The organism is Petrotoga sp. Shatin.DS.tank11.9.2.9.3 (genome assembly GCF_003665005.1).
In the GTDB taxonomy this organism is placed as follows: domain Bacteria; phylum Thermotogota; class Thermotogae; order Petrotogales; family Petrotogaceae; genus Petrotoga; species Petrotoga mobilis.
This window is the reverse complement of sequence record NZ_JGVT01000002.1, coordinates 2,692-18,599: the sequence shown is the minus strand read 5'-3', so window position 1 is coordinate 18,599 and position 15,908 is coordinate 2,692. Positions and strand designations below refer to the sequence as shown.

9 protein-coding genes and 1 CRISPR repeat array are annotated in these 15,908 nt (G+C 31.3%); of the genes, 5 read left to right on the top strand and 4 right to left on the bottom strand.

Annotated elements, in window-relative coordinates; translation table 11 throughout:
- The first annotated feature begins 1,022 nt into the window (after positions 1 to 1,022).
- Positions 1,023 to 1,763, top strand: coding sequence for a CRISPR-associated endoribonuclease Cas6 (cas6, locus tag BZ25_RS01765; RefSeq protein WP_121567227.1), 741 nt, complete (start codon positions 1,023 to 1,025; stop codon positions 1,761 to 1,763).
- 8 nt (positions 1,764 to 1,771) lie between these two features.
- Here the strand turns inward: cas6 and BZ25_RS01760 are convergent, their stop codons facing one another.
- The 4 genes from BZ25_RS01760 to BZ25_RS01745 all read right to left on the bottom strand — a co-directional run bounded on the left by BZ25_RS01760 (position 1,772) and on the right by BZ25_RS01745 (position 5,470).
- Positions 1,772 to 2,209, bottom strand: a complete 438-nt coding sequence (locus BZ25_RS01760) for a hypothetical protein (RefSeq protein ID WP_121567226.1) — start codon at positions 2,207 to 2,209, stop codon at positions 1,772 to 1,774.
- Positions 2,210 to 3,334: 1,125 nt separating this feature from the next.
- Positions 3,335 to 3,868, bottom strand: coding sequence for a hypothetical protein (locus BZ25_RS01755; protein WP_121567225.1), 534 nt, complete (start codon positions 3,866 to 3,868; stop codon positions 3,335 to 3,337).
- Positions 3,869 to 4,177: 309 nt separating this feature from the next.
- Entirely contained in the window at positions 4,178 to 4,411 is a 234-nt protein-coding gene (locus tag BZ25_RS01750) for a DUF1232 domain-containing protein (RefSeq protein ID WP_103064536.1), read from the bottom strand.
- Between the two features lie 132 nt (positions 4,412 to 4,543).
- Positions 4,544 to 5,470, bottom strand: a complete 927-nt coding sequence (locus BZ25_RS01745; protein ID WP_121567224.1) for a hypothetical protein — start codon at positions 5,468 to 5,470, stop codon at positions 4,544 to 4,546.
- A gap of 344 nt (positions 5,471 to 5,814) precedes the next feature.
- On the opposite strand from BZ25_RS01745, the gene BZ25_RS01740 reads away from it, so the two are divergent.
- From BZ25_RS01740 to BZ25_RS01725, 4 genes are read left to right on the top strand one after another with little or no spacing between them, the layout of a single operon-like run.
- Entirely contained in the window at positions 5,815 to 8,568 is a 2,754-nt protein-coding gene (locus BZ25_RS01740) for a hypothetical protein (RefSeq protein WP_121567223.1), read from the top strand.
- Positions 8,561 to 12,919 carry a hypothetical protein gene (locus BZ25_RS01735; RefSeq protein ID WP_121567222.1) on the top strand — a complete coding sequence of 1,453 codons (4,359 nt, stop codon included), beginning with the start codon at positions 8,561 to 8,563 and terminating at the stop codon, positions 12,917 to 12,919. The genes BZ25_RS01740 and BZ25_RS01735 overlap by 8 nt, the downstream gene beginning before the upstream one ends.
- A gap of 1 nt (position 12,920) precedes the next feature.
- The gene (locus BZ25_RS01730; protein WP_121567221.1) at positions 12,921 to 13,700 is read left to right on the top strand and encodes a hypothetical protein; all 780 of its coding nucleotides are present in this window, start codon (positions 12,921 to 12,923) and stop codon (positions 13,698 to 13,700) included.
- A complete protein-coding gene (locus BZ25_RS01725; RefSeq protein ID WP_121567220.1) occupies positions 13,697 to 15,076 on the top strand; it encodes a sigma 54-interacting transcriptional regulator in 1,380 nt (459 codons plus the stop codon). Before BZ25_RS01730 ends, BZ25_RS01725 begins: the two co-directional genes overlap by 4 nt.
- Before the next feature lie 172 nt (positions 15,077 to 15,248).
- Positions 15,249 to 15,660: direct repeats of the CRISPR family, unit length 27 nt; unit sequence GTTTTTATTCCTTAAAGGTAGGATAGA.
- Positions 15,661 to 15,908 lie beyond the last annotated feature (248 nt).

The window sequence follows — 15,908 nt, the reverse complement described above, 5'->3', positions numbered from 1 at the left end:
TTTATTCCTTAAAGGTAGGATATACACAAACAGATGAAATTGACGAAAGATTAAAAGAAATTCAGGTTTTTATTCCTTAAAGGTAGGATATACACAAACAGATGAAATTGACGAAAGATTAAAAGAAATTCAGGTTTTTATTCCTTAAAGGTAGGATATACACATTTCGCAACTCAAGCAACTTTAGCAAGTTTAAATTGTTTTTATTCCTTAAAGGTAGGATATACACTGGTAGAGAAGAAAGTATGTTATGGAAAGAGTATGAGTTTTTATTCCTTAAAGGTAGGATATACACTTAAAACTTTATTGGCTCTCTCCCTCCCAATATAATGTTTTTATTCCTTAAAGGTAGGATATACACAAAATCAAAAAAATAAGTTGGTCGAAGTTACTATCGGGTTTTTATTCCTTAAAGGTAGGATAGACACCTAAATATAGGTTTATAGTCTGGTCCTGTATATGATTGTTTTTATTCCTTAAAGGTAGGATAGACACTTTATCAACTCTTCAGTTACTATATCCGTATTCTCTTGTTTTTATTCCTTAAAGGTAGGATAGACACCCATAGGTTCACGATAAAAAGTGTATCATAAAAAATTACATTTGTCAAGCAAAACTTTGAGAAAATGTTAAAAATCAATTCAAAGGCTTATGGAATAAGCCTTGTGACTTTTAACACTTGTCTGTCGATCCCCTGGGTTTTTTACCCTATTGGAGGTCGACAGACATTTTTTTTATATCATTTTCTTTTTTAGGTTAAATAGATGAATATTAGTTTATTGGAAGTTAATCCAAGCGGTTTTTTTGATTAACTTGGGGTTGTATGGGCAACAAAATGCCATCTTATTTTATGAATTGGTATTTTTGTTATACTCACTATCAACAATTTTAAAAGAAAATTGTTGTAAAAATCAGACCGAACATCAGGAGTATAGAGATAAACCGTAAGCTTTCAATAACCTTTTCTCTTTTCTTATTTTAGATTTTTTTCCTAAGTGTTATAATATACACGAGGTGATAAGATGAGGCTTTTTATAAAACTAAGTGTCGATAATCTTTCTTTGCCAGTTCATTATAATCATTATCAGCAGGCGTTGATTTACAATTGGATCAATGATGAATATTATCAAAGTTTTTTACATGATGTAGGTTTTAAGGCTGATAAATCAACTTTTAAGATGTTTACTTTCTCAAAGTTTTTTGGTAATTATAACTACAATCAAGATACTAAAATGATCACCTTCACGGATAAGATTTGGTTTACTCTTTCATCACCAAATGACAAATTTTTAGAATACATTATTGATAAGATACTATTTACCAAAAAATACTTTCTAAATAGACAAGAGGTGCAAGTTGAAGATATCAAGTACAGTAAGTTTTTACCTTCCAAAGGTTTAGAAGTCGAAACCAAATCTCCTATTACAGCTCACGTTTCTTTGAAAGATAACGACAAAACTAAAACACGTTATTTATCACCTGCTGATATTGAGTTTAATGAGATAATTAGAAGTAATTTGATACGTAAATTCGAGGCTTTCTATGGCTGCGAACCTCAAGATGACAACTTTACAATAAAACCGTCAGATGGTCATTTGAAGATGACAATTTCCAATTATAAAGGGTTTATAATAAAAGGTTGGGAAGGGAAATTTTATATAAGTGGGTCACCAGATTTGTTAAAAATTGGATACGATGCAGGTCTTGGAGCAAGGAATTCTATGGGATTTGGTTTAGTAGAAAAGATTAGAAATTTTAGGTGATTGTTCAATCAATAAAGTCCAAATAAAGATTTTAGAAATTCAAATATTGCAGTAAGAATGATAATAATAAAGAAAACTAAAAAGAACCAACCAATATTTGCAAATACCTCTTTTATTTTGCTAGGTGTTGGTTCTTTTTGATTAGATGTTTGATTGGGTTTTATTATGTTTTCTTCAACAATTCGATCTTTTGTTTGAGTTGTCTTTTGTAAGGGTGAACTCGGTTCTTCGTGGTTTGTTTTTGTTTCTTGAATTGATTCCACTTTCTCGCTTTTTTGCTTTTCTTTATTCTTCTGCTTTCTGTTTTGTTCTACGGCTATAGCTGAAATCAGAATGATCACTCCTAAAAAAATCATACCAACGGATCCATTTGATATACCAGCGTTAATTGCGCCCAAAACTATGAGCCATATAATTACAGCTGTTCCTACATTGTATAGATACATATCATCTCTCCTTAAAAACTGAGTTTTCTGAATCAAGTTGTTATTATCAAAGTAAAAGTATTTATCTATTAACCGATCTAGATTAATTATTTGAATGTGTTAGATATGAATAAGGGCTATTTTTTTAAGAACAAATCTGTCGATCCCCTGATTTTTCCCATATTAGGGGATCGACTTTACAAACTCATTTCAAACTTTGGTTATACTTCCAAAAATGCCAATTAGAGATATTGGAATTGAAATGAACCAAGCTAAACTATAGGTTATAAAAGTTAGTAGGAATATTAGAAAAACTTTTATTTGACTTATTGCAATTCCCTCTTGTTCAAATCCTTTTTTAAGATTTTGATAGAATGTTGGTTTGTTTTTTAGTTTTGGAATAAAATGTAATGTAGTGTAAGCCAAAGTTGCGGATATTAAACTAATTAATATATAGATTTTCAGTAGCAGAAGCAGCAGATAAATCTCCTCCTTAATCGTTTTTTAAAGTTTTTTTATCTGCACAATAGTTACAAGGCAAGCCATGTTTTCCGTAGTGTTATTTCGTCTAAAAGTGTGAGAGTATTTATTTTTCTATTTCTAATATGCATGTTAAAAGCTAAGAGTCATTAGAGTGGGAAATGAATTTTTGGGAAGTGTTTCTAAAGCGTTGCAAGTGGAAATTTTCGCGCATGTAAGTGAAATTTATTCCTTAAAGGTAGGCTAAGACACAAGGGTCGTTTGCGAAGCAAACGAGAATAAGGAAATTATTTCTTAGGCATTATGAAAAGGACCTTTTGCACAGATCAGCAAAAAACCATTTTGCACAGGGCGGCAAAAAGCGATTTGCACAAATCAACAAAAATAGTGTATCATAAAAAATTACAATTGTCAAGCGAAAATTTGAGAAATTGTTAAAAATCAGGTCAAAAGTTTATGGAATAAAGCTTTGACTTTTTAACACTCATGTTAACCATAGGTAGTTATACTTTCTCTTAAACTTTTCGCTATTATATCGTTGTTATACAAGCTCAACAATTTACTATAGTCAAAAAACAAAAAAGCGCCCTATAAGGGCGCTCTTTATAGCTTATAAAAATTTTATCGATCGTTGTTAGTTCTTTTCAACACATACACACAGTATTTTTAATTTAACTTAATCCATACTTCTTCTTTATAATTTTGTATGATGTGTTGAATGAATTCATCCGCTGTCATGGTGGATGTGACAAAAGCAAGAAGGGAAGCTAATGGAGGAATTAGAATACCAGCGTTTATCGCACTACCACCAAAAGCAATTCCGATAGGCAAACTCATAGGGGGGAAAATTAAAAACGTTACTACTGTAGTTCCACCTATTATTCCCCATTTTATTGTTTTATATAATGCAGGTTTTTCATATTTCATATAGTTGATCTTACTTGTATAAAAGTCGTAGTTTTTACTGTAAGAAACATAAGCATCTACTGTGTTGTCTTCTTTAGCAACATACATTTCTCCAAAGAAAATGCCTTTTTCTTCAAGATAGCTTACTCTAACTTCTATTTGATTTCCTTTCGAATCACTAATTTGTTGAGTTTCTATGGGTGTTTCTGCTTCATCATATCTAGTTAAAGTTATAGATGCAAATGAGTTCAAAACTATTCCTATTATCAAAATAATTAATACACCTTTTTTCATTTTATCACCTCACAAAAATTTTTATGCAAAACGATTTTGCGGTAAACATTTAAGTAGTTTTGTTCAAAGACTTTCTCTTTGATATCGCTTGTATCACCTCCTTTATATTTTGTCTGGAAAAAATGTTAATTATTTAAGGGAAGGAAAATAATCTAACTCAAATGTAGGGTAGTAGTTTCAATGTTATTATGAGGCAGTTAGATGGGGAGTTTTTCTATAACTCTCTTTTAAACAGAGTTATATTTGGTAAGTTGAGTTCATATATTTGAAATGAGTAGTTGGAAGCTATTCTAAAGACATTTTGATGTTTTAATCGTCATTCTCAATTACGTCACTGAATTTATCTCTGAGAAAACTTATAGCTGCTACCAAGATTCCAAGATCATCTATTGGATTCCCAGGCAAAAAGTCAATCGGACTGATTAGATAAACAAGTGTGAACAGAGCAACTACTATAGCCATTGTTATGAAACTAATCAAACCAGTAATTTTCTCTGAAGGTTTTTTGGAATAAGGTTCAATAGAATTTCTGTTTGGTATCAACTATCTCACCTCCTCTTTATTTTGTTCGGAGCAGTTGCTAACCTTTTGTGAAAAGGAAGGTAAAGTAGTTTAATTTTAGGATGGGTATTTCCATATTATTATGAGGCAGTTAGGTGGGGTGCGTTTACGCAATTATTCTTCATTCTCGTTCACTTCAATGTTTTGCCATTTTTGTATTTGATTAAGAAATTCCTTGGAAAAATTTTCGAGATTTACTACATTCATGTGAAATAAATCTTTTAAAGCATCTGCTCCTGGTTCTGTGATATCTAGTAAGACCATAAAAGAGTGGTCTTTGTCCAGGTTTAGTAGTTTAGAAACTTTTGAATATTTCTCCACGTATCTTTGATAATCTGCTGACTTTATTTCAAACCAAAAAATCTCTCCCTCTATTTCGAAGAGAAGGTCTAACTCAAAGTCATCTCCATTTGCAAATGAAACTTGCGGATTTGCTAAATAAGAAAACTTTATCGAAGGATTAACTTGCTTTATTAAAGAAATAACTTGATATTTAATATATCTTTCAAACCATTTACCCGAAAAAAAGTTCAACGCTTTGGGTATTCTATTCGGTGTAGCTAATAAAAGATATTTTGGAGATTTATAATATATAAATTCCGACAAAAAAGCAATTTCATGTAGCCAGCTACCCAATTGACAAATACTTGAAATTTCATCTTGAGTTCTTTCCTTTAGATACATTTTAACAGTTTGTCCTGAGTTCATCTTTCGCTTTATTTGATCCAAAAATGGGCGAATCAATTTATATCTGTCACCCATAAAAACAGCTATTTTATCTAAAATTTTGTCTCCATTTTCTTCCTCTGGTATGCTTTTTATTGTGATTCTCCTGTTTATTAAAAAGTTTGCAAGGATAATTTGTCTGTTGAGGATATCTTCGCTTTCATCTTGTGTGGTATTTTTATTAACGTATGTGTGTGAATTTGCATAATTAAGATTATTAGAAATATTATCTTGATTTTCTCTATTCAGACTTTCGGCAATGTTTTCTAAGGCAGAGGCAATCCTTCCTAAAATTTTAAGTAACTCTTCATTCATTATATCTTCCTCCAATATTTTGAATTATACGGTCTATTAACAGTCATAAAAAAAGTATTGTAATTAGCTTTTAAGACATTCAATATATATTAGAAGTGTGTATTTTGTTGTTACAATGAAATTATACCGTATTCAATATAAAAATAGAGGTATGACAACAGAAAATATTTTTAAATTTCTTTGGTGCTTACTATGGATTAAGTTATTTAATTTCCATGTTATTATAGGGCAGTTATTTGTTGGAGTTTTACTCAGATACCCCTTTATTAAAATAAATTGGTGCATCTTCTCGAAACGTTAGAAAAAATGTGATAAAATATTAATATGTTTGTTCAATCAAGGGGGTGATTATTATAAGTTATGAAGTTGAAAAGAAATATTTATTGAATCAAAGTACTTTTAATAACTTACTTAAGTCAAAAAAGCATAGTAAAGTTGGTATTATCCAATGGTATGTTAGCGATTCTGAAGACACGAGGTACAGATTAACTATAAAAAAGTTACCAACAGGTTTCTATCAGGAATGGACATATACCTCTAAAAGCAGTGGCTTAGAAGAAAGGGAGGAAATAGAACGATCTGTATCACCTCAAGAGATTGCTGAAAAATGGAATTTACTGAAAAGCTTCAAAATGGTTGCGAAGATTAGATATATCTTGCAAAAGAATCCCGAAATTGTCATAGACGAATTCTTAAAACCGTTTGAACATCAGTTAGCTGTTAAGGATCTAGAATACTTAATGGAAGTAGAAGAGAAGGGCGAGGTAAAGAAAAAAGACTTTAATGAATACTTGAAAGACAATGATTATCCTGTTGAAAATTTTATTGAAGTCAATGATAATTTTGAGAAGTACAAAAACAAAAATCTAGCTACAAAGTTCGAAGTTAAGGATAAATCAGTATTTGATATTATTGAATTTGTAAAGAACAGATTGAAAGGTGATATAACGTTAGTTATAACTCAAGGGGTATCCCTTTCTAGTGATAGATCAAAATTCCACAACACATACCAAGAATTAAAAGAACTTTTTATCAAAGAAGAGTATGAAAAGATCAAAGTTTTTGATATTCCAGTTGGGATATCTGCAGAGATAGAGACTTATAATTTGATTAAAAATATGGGGTACAACATTAAAAATATTGTTCTTTTTACTTTACCTGATTTCCTAGGAAAACTTAATAGCAAAAATGAAGATATAAAAAAAATAGATAAAAGCCATAGTTACTACGATGAAAATAATTCTTGGGATGGAGCAATGTTGAAATGTATTTTTGAGAATAAATACAATTTGAACGTTGAAATTGCTCCTTTGATAAATGTTTTATCGAGGGATCTTTTTGACCTTAGTTGGAGTAAATTGGATGAAGTTTTAAGCAAAAACTCTAAGGATCAGTTCATCATCGATGTAACTGGTGGTAAGAAAAATGTGGGGTTAGTCATAGCTATTTATTCGTTATTCAAAAATATACCTTTTTATTATAAATACGAAAATGGGGATCTGGAAGAATTTCCTGCCTTTGGCCTGGATTGGGATTATGATTACTTCGATAATATCTATTCAATAGTGAAAACTTTGAATTTGAATGAGAATGATAAAATATTGGATATAAAAGATTTTTTAAATTTACCTGAAGAGATTGCCAACGTTTTCTCTCTCACAGAATCATACCAACTGAAACCATTTTATCCTTTGGCAAGAATTTTAAGTGATTATGAGGAAAAACGAGAATTGCCATTTGGCATTGGAAAGAATCTACTCGATGTTTTTGAAGTTGATGATAGCAACAAAGAAAAAACAAGAGAACTGAAAGAATACATTGAGAATATGATTATAACTAAGTGGTCCAAACAGTGGATAGGGGATCTTATACCGGAGACCGTTGAGCATTCACAGAGACATAGTAAGAGATTGATGGATTTTACCGCCAATTTAATAAAAATTCTCTCAGAGGAAAAATTCTTACCGGAAGATATTAGCGATGGTTATTACGGCGATACGGGGATAGAGTACAAATATGTATTTTATTTTATTTTAATTTTAGCCCTCAACGTTCACGATTTAGGACACACATATTCAAAGTTTAAACTCAATGATGGTAATTTTATATACCTTGATAAATATCCCTCTTTGGTTAGGGATTTGCACAATGAGCTTTCCGTTCAATTCATAGATGAGTACAAGAACGAAGACAGTATTTTTAATATATTTGAGCCAATTGGTGAAAATGATGTCGATTTAAAAAAACTTTTTGGAAATAAAAAAGAAGAGATTTTAGAGGCCGTTAAATTAATCTCCAAGTATCATAGAGGGTATTTACCGATAGATAAAGACAGAGGGTCAAAGAGTAAAGAGTATGTTCAAATTTTTGGTATCGACACGACCCCATTAAAGGAATTACTTGAATCTGACAGATCACCAATTAAAGACGAGGAACTTAAAAAGTTAGTTATACATGCCGCAAGGTGGCTGAAGTTTATAGACGGAACAGATGTACAAGCGGATAGGATCGTAACGAATTCTTACCATAGTGCAAGATTGAAAAGAACAAAGTTTGAAATTTTAAGTTTGATTGATAAATACGAACTGAATTTTCCAAATTCAGTCAATTTAAAAACTCTCAAAGAGTTGGTAAAAAAAGTTTCAGTAGGACCATTAGACACAGCAAACGCAAATGAGCAACGGAAGTTATTCGCTGACATTAAAGATAAGTCGCAAGCTTTAGAAACGCAAATATATGAATATATAAAAAAGCAAATATCTAATGGGAATTATAGTATAAATAATCCAGAAATGGAATTATTGGATACCATTGCATTTAAATCTTTGCAGTTTGAGCATTTTGAAAAGCATAGAAATATTGCTGCGATTTATCCGTTGTGGTTGGAATGGAATAACGATGAAGACACACAAGAAATTTATTTACACTTGAATCTCATTAAAAATGTTGTAAACAACGACGATACAGAGTTTAAAGACAAAGTAATAGAGGAAATTAAGAAAGATATCGAAAAGGAGTTGGAAGGGGCTAACCTGAGAATTATGGGAAAGAGCTTAAAATTATCTTTCGACAAAAAGGCGGTAAGATCATATGATTAAAGAGTATTATAAACCATTTGTTGCAGATGATTGGAAGCCTATTGTGGAAAAATATATTCGTTATATAACTAACAATTTGAAAAAAGATGTTGAAAAGAAAAATTTAAATGAAAATTTAATTGAAAAGTTAAGTAAAATAGATATTATGAAATTCGAAAAAACTGCCGAAACCTTGGAAGATGATTGTTCTAGATATGGGCTTTATTCAATCGAGATTAGCGATAAAGAGAAAACCTTAAGAGCAGAGGATATCCAAATCCTGTATCCTGATGAGGATGGATATTTTAAATACGGAAATAGAAAATTATACACGCCTTGGGTTATTTTCGACGGTTATGAAATAGATACCTCTTCAGATTCTGATTCTGATGAAGAAAAAGAAGAATCAGTAGGAAAAGTTTTGGACTTAAGCAACAAACTGATAATCCCAGGATATTATTTGGCTATTTTAAGCACGCTTGTTGGTGTTCTAACGGAAAAAAGGTCCAATAAAGATACAGACAAAACGGAAGTTAGACTCAAAAGGATCAATAAATTAAGTGGAAAGATTGGAGTATGGATATATAAGTATTATACAATAAGTAAAGGCAAAGATTTGTTTAAAAAAGTTCCAATATTTTTCATCCCTGATGAACTAAATTATATTGAGTATTATTCTAACCCTCGAAAAGTCGTGTATCCAAATGAACTAGTAAACGAAAATCTTCGATTGCCTCACGAATCTCACCTTGGAATAGTCGACCTTCTTGAAACCCCAGAGTCAGAAAAAATTGGATTGACGCTGAACCTGGTTGATTCAGAAAACTTAAGATACAACGCAGATAAATTCCAATTTTTTAATGACTCCAGCAAAAATACTGCCCAAGATTTATTATCCTTTGCAAGCTATCAGATTCCATTTATATTACATTCCGATGGAGCAAGGATTTTGATGGGTTCAAAAAACCTTAAACAAGCAATTACTCTTGATAATGCAGAAGAACCTTTTTTAAAGACAGGCAAGGAAAAAGATAAAATCGGTATAAATGCATTTGTTGGATATGGACTGTTTGAAGGATTCAATTTTGAAGATGGAATTGTCGTCTCAGAAAGTTTCGCCAAAAAAATGCAAGCGACCGTGCTTGAAGAAGATAAATTCAACGTTGAAGTTGATCCAATTAAAATTCCTGAGGTAGCTGGAAATAGTTGGATTTATGACAAAACAAAAATAATCTGGAAGATCAGAGAAAATCAAACTGTTAACTATGGAGACGTCTTGTTTGAAGTGAAGAGCCCAAAATACAAAAACAATAAAAAATACACGTACCATGGAAAGTATCAAGCCGTTGTTAAAAGCATTCCTCATACTCCAGAGAGACCTTTTGGAAATTATGATTTTAGTGGCAAGCTGAAAACTGAAGTTGAAATATGTATCGAGTACCAAGTTTTTAAACCTCTTGAAATTGGGGATAAAATAATGGGTAGACACGGTAATAAAGGCACAATAGCACTGATTTTGAGTGATGATGAAATGCCTAAAGTTACCGTAAAAGATCAGAAAATATCACTTGATGTGATGCTTTCCCCTTTAGGGGTAGTCTCAAGAATGAATCTTGGACAGTTATATGAAACTCATAGTACAATGGCACAAAAGTTTTCAGATTTTGAAGATTTTAAAAATGGTGTGTCTCCCTTTGAAAATGGATACAACAAGATGGATAAAATTTTAGAATCTTTAAAGAAAATCGGGGCAGACGATTATGGAAGATTTAAGGTAAGTTATAAGGATAAAAACTGGTACCTAACGGTAGGATTTCAATACATGGTGAGATTAGATCACTGTGTACGGGATAAAATACACTTTGTACACAAAGCTACTGAAGGAAAAATTAACAAACAACCCTTAAAAGGAAGATCAAACAATGGTGGACAAAAAATCGGTGAGATGGAATTTTGGAGCCTGTTTAGTTACAACAATAAAAATCTAATAAACTTATTTGCAAAAAAAAATATTGACGAATCTGAGTTAGGTGATTCCACAAAGGAGACTCTTTTAGAATTCTTCTATTCAATGATGGAAACCTTTGGTTACTCAATAAATCATAATGATTCTATGAAATCAATATTTGAAAATAAATTACCAAATAAAATTAAACCAAATAAAGAGATAGAAGAATTTCTTTCCCAAAAGTTTAGAAAAGATAAGAACTTATTGAGCATTCCTTCTTTTTTGGAGAGTGTTTTTTATCTAAACGGGTATTTCAACAACAAAGAAATAGAAGATTATTTTGAACAAATAAAAGTCTCATTCAAAGCCATCAGGGGAGAATGGAAAGTAGCTTATGAGTCGATGAAAGCTCGAAAGGATTACTCGGTTAAAACCTGGAAGAAAGAACAATCAGCATTTTACGATAACTTTAAAAACTATGTGGAAAAATACTTCGAAAATTACAAAGATGACATAAACGATGACGAAAAAAGTATAAAATCGATTTATACAAATATCGAGAAATTTGTTTCTTTGTTAAATGCAAATGAAAACTCTCGCTCAAAGAAAAACAGGGAAACTCTCAAAAAGGCTCTCTCAATAATAAAAGAATCGCTATTCCAAAAAGAAGGTTATATCAGATCTCATATGGTGGCAATAAGAATACATAACTCAGGGAGGGCTGTTATCACTCCTCAACCAAAAGACAATATCAACTACTACTTAGACCAAGACATTCCTCTGAATATAAATACAGCGATATTACCGATTGAATTTGGCCTTGAAATATTGAAAAATCACAAGTCTATCAAATGCAACGTTATTGAAATATATAGAGCACTAAAAGGAGATTATAAAAAGAGAATAGAGGTTGCAAAGTGTCTTAATGAGATATTCTCTGACGGAGATCTAAAAAATAAATATGTTATTTTGAACAGGCAACCCTCTTTGCACAGACATTCGATGCAATCCTTTAAACCGCTTTTTTGGCAAAATTATACAATTGGACTACCAATAAATGTTTGTGAGGGGTTCGGGGCAGATTTCGACGGAGATACCATGGCGGTTTACTATCCATATGAACAAAGTGAAGAAATCAGGGAAGAATTAATCAAAATGCTACCTTCAAACAATCCGTTCAAACTTGGAGACGGTAGCCTAAATTATTCAATAGACCAAGATATGGTTTTTGGATATTATACCATTACCGCAAAAGACAAAAATGCAATGAAAGAAGAATACTCTGAGAAGTTTAAAAAGTTGATTCAGGCAAAGCAAAGCGAAGATATTCCTGAACTTATCAACCTAGAAATTATAAATGGCTACTTGTTAAATTCTATGGAAAATAACTTGACCCTCTCAGTCTATGAAATAGAAAAAAACGAAGAAGAAAATAGCATGAAATATATAAAACAAAGCAAGTGCAGAGGCAAAGAAGAGCAATTTGATCAACTCTTTTTAAAAATCGAAAAGGTTTCAAATAGCAACTTTCTTGAAGGGATTCCGATAGACGATTATTTTAAAGCAGACAAAAGTAAGGTATCTATATCGATGAGAGCTCGAGGAACTTTAATGGACAAAAAGCTTCATGTTGCACAAGCCGGATACTTTACAAGAAGATTAGTGGAATTTCTTGGAAATCTTTACACAAGAGAGTCTGATGAATACAACGAGATAATGCTTACCAAAAAAATCATAAAATCTTCTGGTGAAGACTCAAAGTACAAGTTCGATTTGTCTGAATATATGGGAAGATACTTCATTAAAGATGGAAAAGAAATAAAGATAGATGAAAATACAATGGAAGAAATAGCTAATATCTTTGAGTCTCAAGGCAAATTAAAAATCTGTTCTCCAAAAATAGTTGAAGAAGACAAGAGATTTTACGTATCAAAGAAGTATTTAGGTCATGATATATCCACATTAAAAGAATTTGAAGCAAACGAGTATATAGGTCTTTCCGCTGGACATGTACTTGGGGAGAGGGGAACTCAACTTTCCATGCAAACCTTTCACACCGGTGTTAAAGGGATGGATATGAATGTTATAAGCTCAAAAATCTTTAAATTAGCGTTTAGGAAAAAAACTTTTGAAGATTTCATCTATAGTATAGAAAATGACCCTACTCTCAAACAACACGAAGTGTTAGAAAAAATCAAACTTAATCCTATATATTTCGAATTACTTTATTCCCTTGCTCATTTTTTGAAAGAAAAAGGAATCAAAAGTGCCAAATCGTATTTCTTGGATTTTAAGACGCGTGGACCTTTAACGGTTATGTCTTTCGAAAATGGGATGAGGGTGTTAAAAAATATAGAATTTAGTAAAGAATATATTGAAACTCATCCGAGAACCAGTTACACCTTTTATAAAGAGGTGAAATAGAATGGGATCTAAAGAAAAAATAAAAGAAAAAGCAAAAACAAAAATACTTTATAGTTTCGACACTGACGAACCAGAAACGAATAATTTCGATGACGATGAACCTGCCTCTGTTGAAGAAATAGACGAAGAAGATCAAACAAACAAAGAGCGTTCACAGCAAGAAAGAGGCGACTATTCTTTTGAAACCCCATATGTTAGTTCAAGAAAAATACAATACGAAATATTAAAAACAAACAATGGATACAAAATTATCACTTATCTTAACTCTAAAACAATTGCAGAAGATATACAAGAATATTTAGATTCCTTTCCAATATGTGTTAATATAACCAAAGAAAGATTGGAAGAAATTTTCATCACAAAGAGAAACAATAAAACTGGTTTTAAAATTGATAAGAATTTGAATTCTTACCACAACATTATGCTTCCAAACGGTGAAGTGATTCCTCTTGTTAATTTAGTAAGAAGTGGTGGAGGTCCTACACCACGAAGAATTAAAAAGTACTGGGAATACCGATCGCGTTTTTCTAACACAAGTATAAAACAGAAGTTTGACCAGGTTGAAAATTATTTTGATTCTGATACCATAGAGAAAATAGAAAAAAGCGGAAACATAGAAAAAGAAACAATCTTACATATCTTAAACAACATTTTTTCTAACCATTCTTCAATAAGCTACAAAGATTTCAAAGAGTTTATAGAAAAAAATTTAGAAGAGAGTGATTTAATTAAATCAGAATTAAAAGAAATTTTCTACTACGTGAAGGAGAGGAAAAAATGATTTATATAGAAGACAGTTCTATTATAGAAGATATTATTGACTCGTTACAAAAACAATTTGATGAAAAGAAAGAAAAAGTAAATGTAAAAACTTTGTTCACCAATAAAATGTCTTCAGATGTAACTCTGAGCGTTGTGGATCAAGATTTCTTACAAAAAAACCAGATTGATAGCAAATGCAGCTTTATTATTTTGGTCGATGACTATGTAAAACCTCAGGTTTTTGACCTGTTTCTTCAATATGAAATTATAGGCATATTCAGAAAATCCCGTTTAAAGTTTGAATTAGAGGAAAAAGGCAAACTAGAAAAGTTACTGAAAGAGGAGATAAGGAAATTAAAGAAAAACTATCAAGAAGATAATGATTTTAACGAAATAACTAGAAAAATTCCTTACAAAAATATAAAAAATTGGAAATTTAGAAGTTCAGTCAAATCAAAAGAAGAATTGGAAGATTTTTACAAGAAAAAAAAGTATATTAGTATATTTTTAGATCCCAGCATGAGAGATTTTTATCATAAATTAAAAATTATCATCGATGATATAGTTAACTCGTTTGAAAAGTACTTTGAAGATATAAAGAATGTGATGAATGAAATCAAATATATCGATAAAGATCTAAGCAGATTCGATAATTACCTTTTGGAAAATCTAAAAGACACTTACAAATTACCTACCATTTTAATAGAAGGTGAAACTGGAACAGGAAAATCCTTGATAACAAATATAATTTACGATGCAGTTAAAAAGCGAGTTGATGATGACAGAATAAAATACTATCAATTTTCCTTAGTTAATATGGAGCAAAATCTCATTGACTCTGAATTGTTTGGAACAAGAAAAGGCGCCTTTACCAATGCTGACAATAGGGGAGGTCGATTAATGGAAAATATTTTTGGATTTGTGTTTTTAGATGAAATAGCCGAAATACCGTTCTCTACGCAAGCAAAATTATTGTTGTATTTAGATGAGTATAAAATCACACCAGAAGGATACGACAAGGAAGCTATCCCTGTACCTACCTTTCTAATGGCTGCAACAAACAAAAACTTAATCAGTGAAATTCAAAAAGGGAATTTTAGAAGTGATTTATATTATAGGTTTAAATACAAAATTTCCATACCCTCAGTAAGAGAAAGAAAAGAGGATTTGAGATTTCTGATTAGCTTTATACTTCAAAGTCCTTTTATAAATTATGTTGATGACAATCTTAATTACGCAGTTGACAAGATATCGCTTGAAGCCATTGAAAAACTTGAAAATTATTCCTATCCTGGTAATTTTAGGGAGCTTGAGTCAATTCTGAAAGCTGCGGTTAATGACTGCGTTATTAAAAAACAATCAATAATTTTGCCAGAAAACATAAGAGGTATTTAACAAGATTAAAAAACTTTAGCCCATTTTCTCTAACCTTCTTTAACTATATATCAATCCTTGTGTAAGATAAAAATAGCAGATATGCCTAAAATAAAAATCGCATCAACATCTTATATTTGTAAAAAAATTAGTTGCCCGATTATTTTGGGCAACTCTTTTATTACTTTTTTAAGTTTTTATTCCTTAAAGGTAGGATAGACACGCCAAGGCAACAGACATCGCCGTACAGAATAACCAGTGTTTTTATTCCTTAAAGGTAGGATAGACACTGGAGCGACGCAAAGAAAGCAAATCCGCAAATCGAAGAAGAAAGTTTTTATTCCTTAAAGGTAGGATAGATACATGGAAAAAGAAATAGTAGGACTAGAAAATTTGCTTGAGGGTTTTTATTCCTTAAAGGTAGGATAGATAAGATAAAAAGCATTTTAAAGAGTTGGGCGGAAATTTATTGTTTTTATTCCTTAAAGGTAGGCTAAGACATAGACGTCATTTGCTTCGCAAATGAGAATTGGAAACTTACTCAAAAGCATTACGAAAACCTTTTTTGCATAAAGCAGCAAAACTTATTCCTTAAAGGTAGGCTAAGACACAAACGTCATTTGCTACGCAAATGAGATTTTGGAAATAATTCAAAGGCATTATAAAAAAGCGTTTTGCACAAAACGGCAAAACTTATTCCTTAAAGGTAGGCTTAGACACACGCGTCGTTTGCTACGCAAATGAGAGTTGGAAGCTGTTTCTAGGGCATTATGAAAAAAGCCTTTTTGCACAGATCAGCAAAATTATTCCTTAAAGGTAGGCTAAGACACAAACGTCATTTGCTACGCAAATG

What these genes read in the sequence shown, in the direction of transcription:
- BZ25_RS01725 (WP_121567220.1), top strand. Translation starts at nt 13,697, where the DNA reads ATGATTTATATAGAAGACAGTTCTATTATAGAAGATATTATTGACTCG.
- BZ25_RS01730 (WP_121567221.1), top strand. Translation starts at nt 12,921, where the DNA reads ATGGGATCTAAAGAAAAAATAAAAGAAAAAGCAAAAACAAAAATACTT.
- cas6 (WP_121567227.1), top strand. Translation starts at nt 1,023, where the DNA reads ATGAGGCTTTTTATAAAACTAAGTGTCGATAATCTTTCTTTGCCAGTT.
- BZ25_RS01745 (WP_121567224.1), bottom strand. Translation starts at nt 5,470, where the DNA reads ATGAATGAAGAGTTACTTAAAATTTTAGGAAGGATTGCCTCTGCCTTA.
- BZ25_RS01735 (WP_121567222.1), top strand. Translation starts at nt 8,561, where the DNA reads ATGATTAAAGAGTATTATAAACCATTTGTTGCAGATGATTGGAAGCCT.
- BZ25_RS01755 (WP_121567225.1), bottom strand. Translation starts at nt 3,868, where the DNA reads ATGAAAAAAGGTGTATTAATTATTTTGATAATAGGAATAGTTTTGAAC.
- BZ25_RS01760 (WP_121567226.1), bottom strand. Translation starts at nt 2,209, where the DNA reads ATGTATCTATACAATGTAGGAACAGCTGTAATTATATGGCTCATAGTT.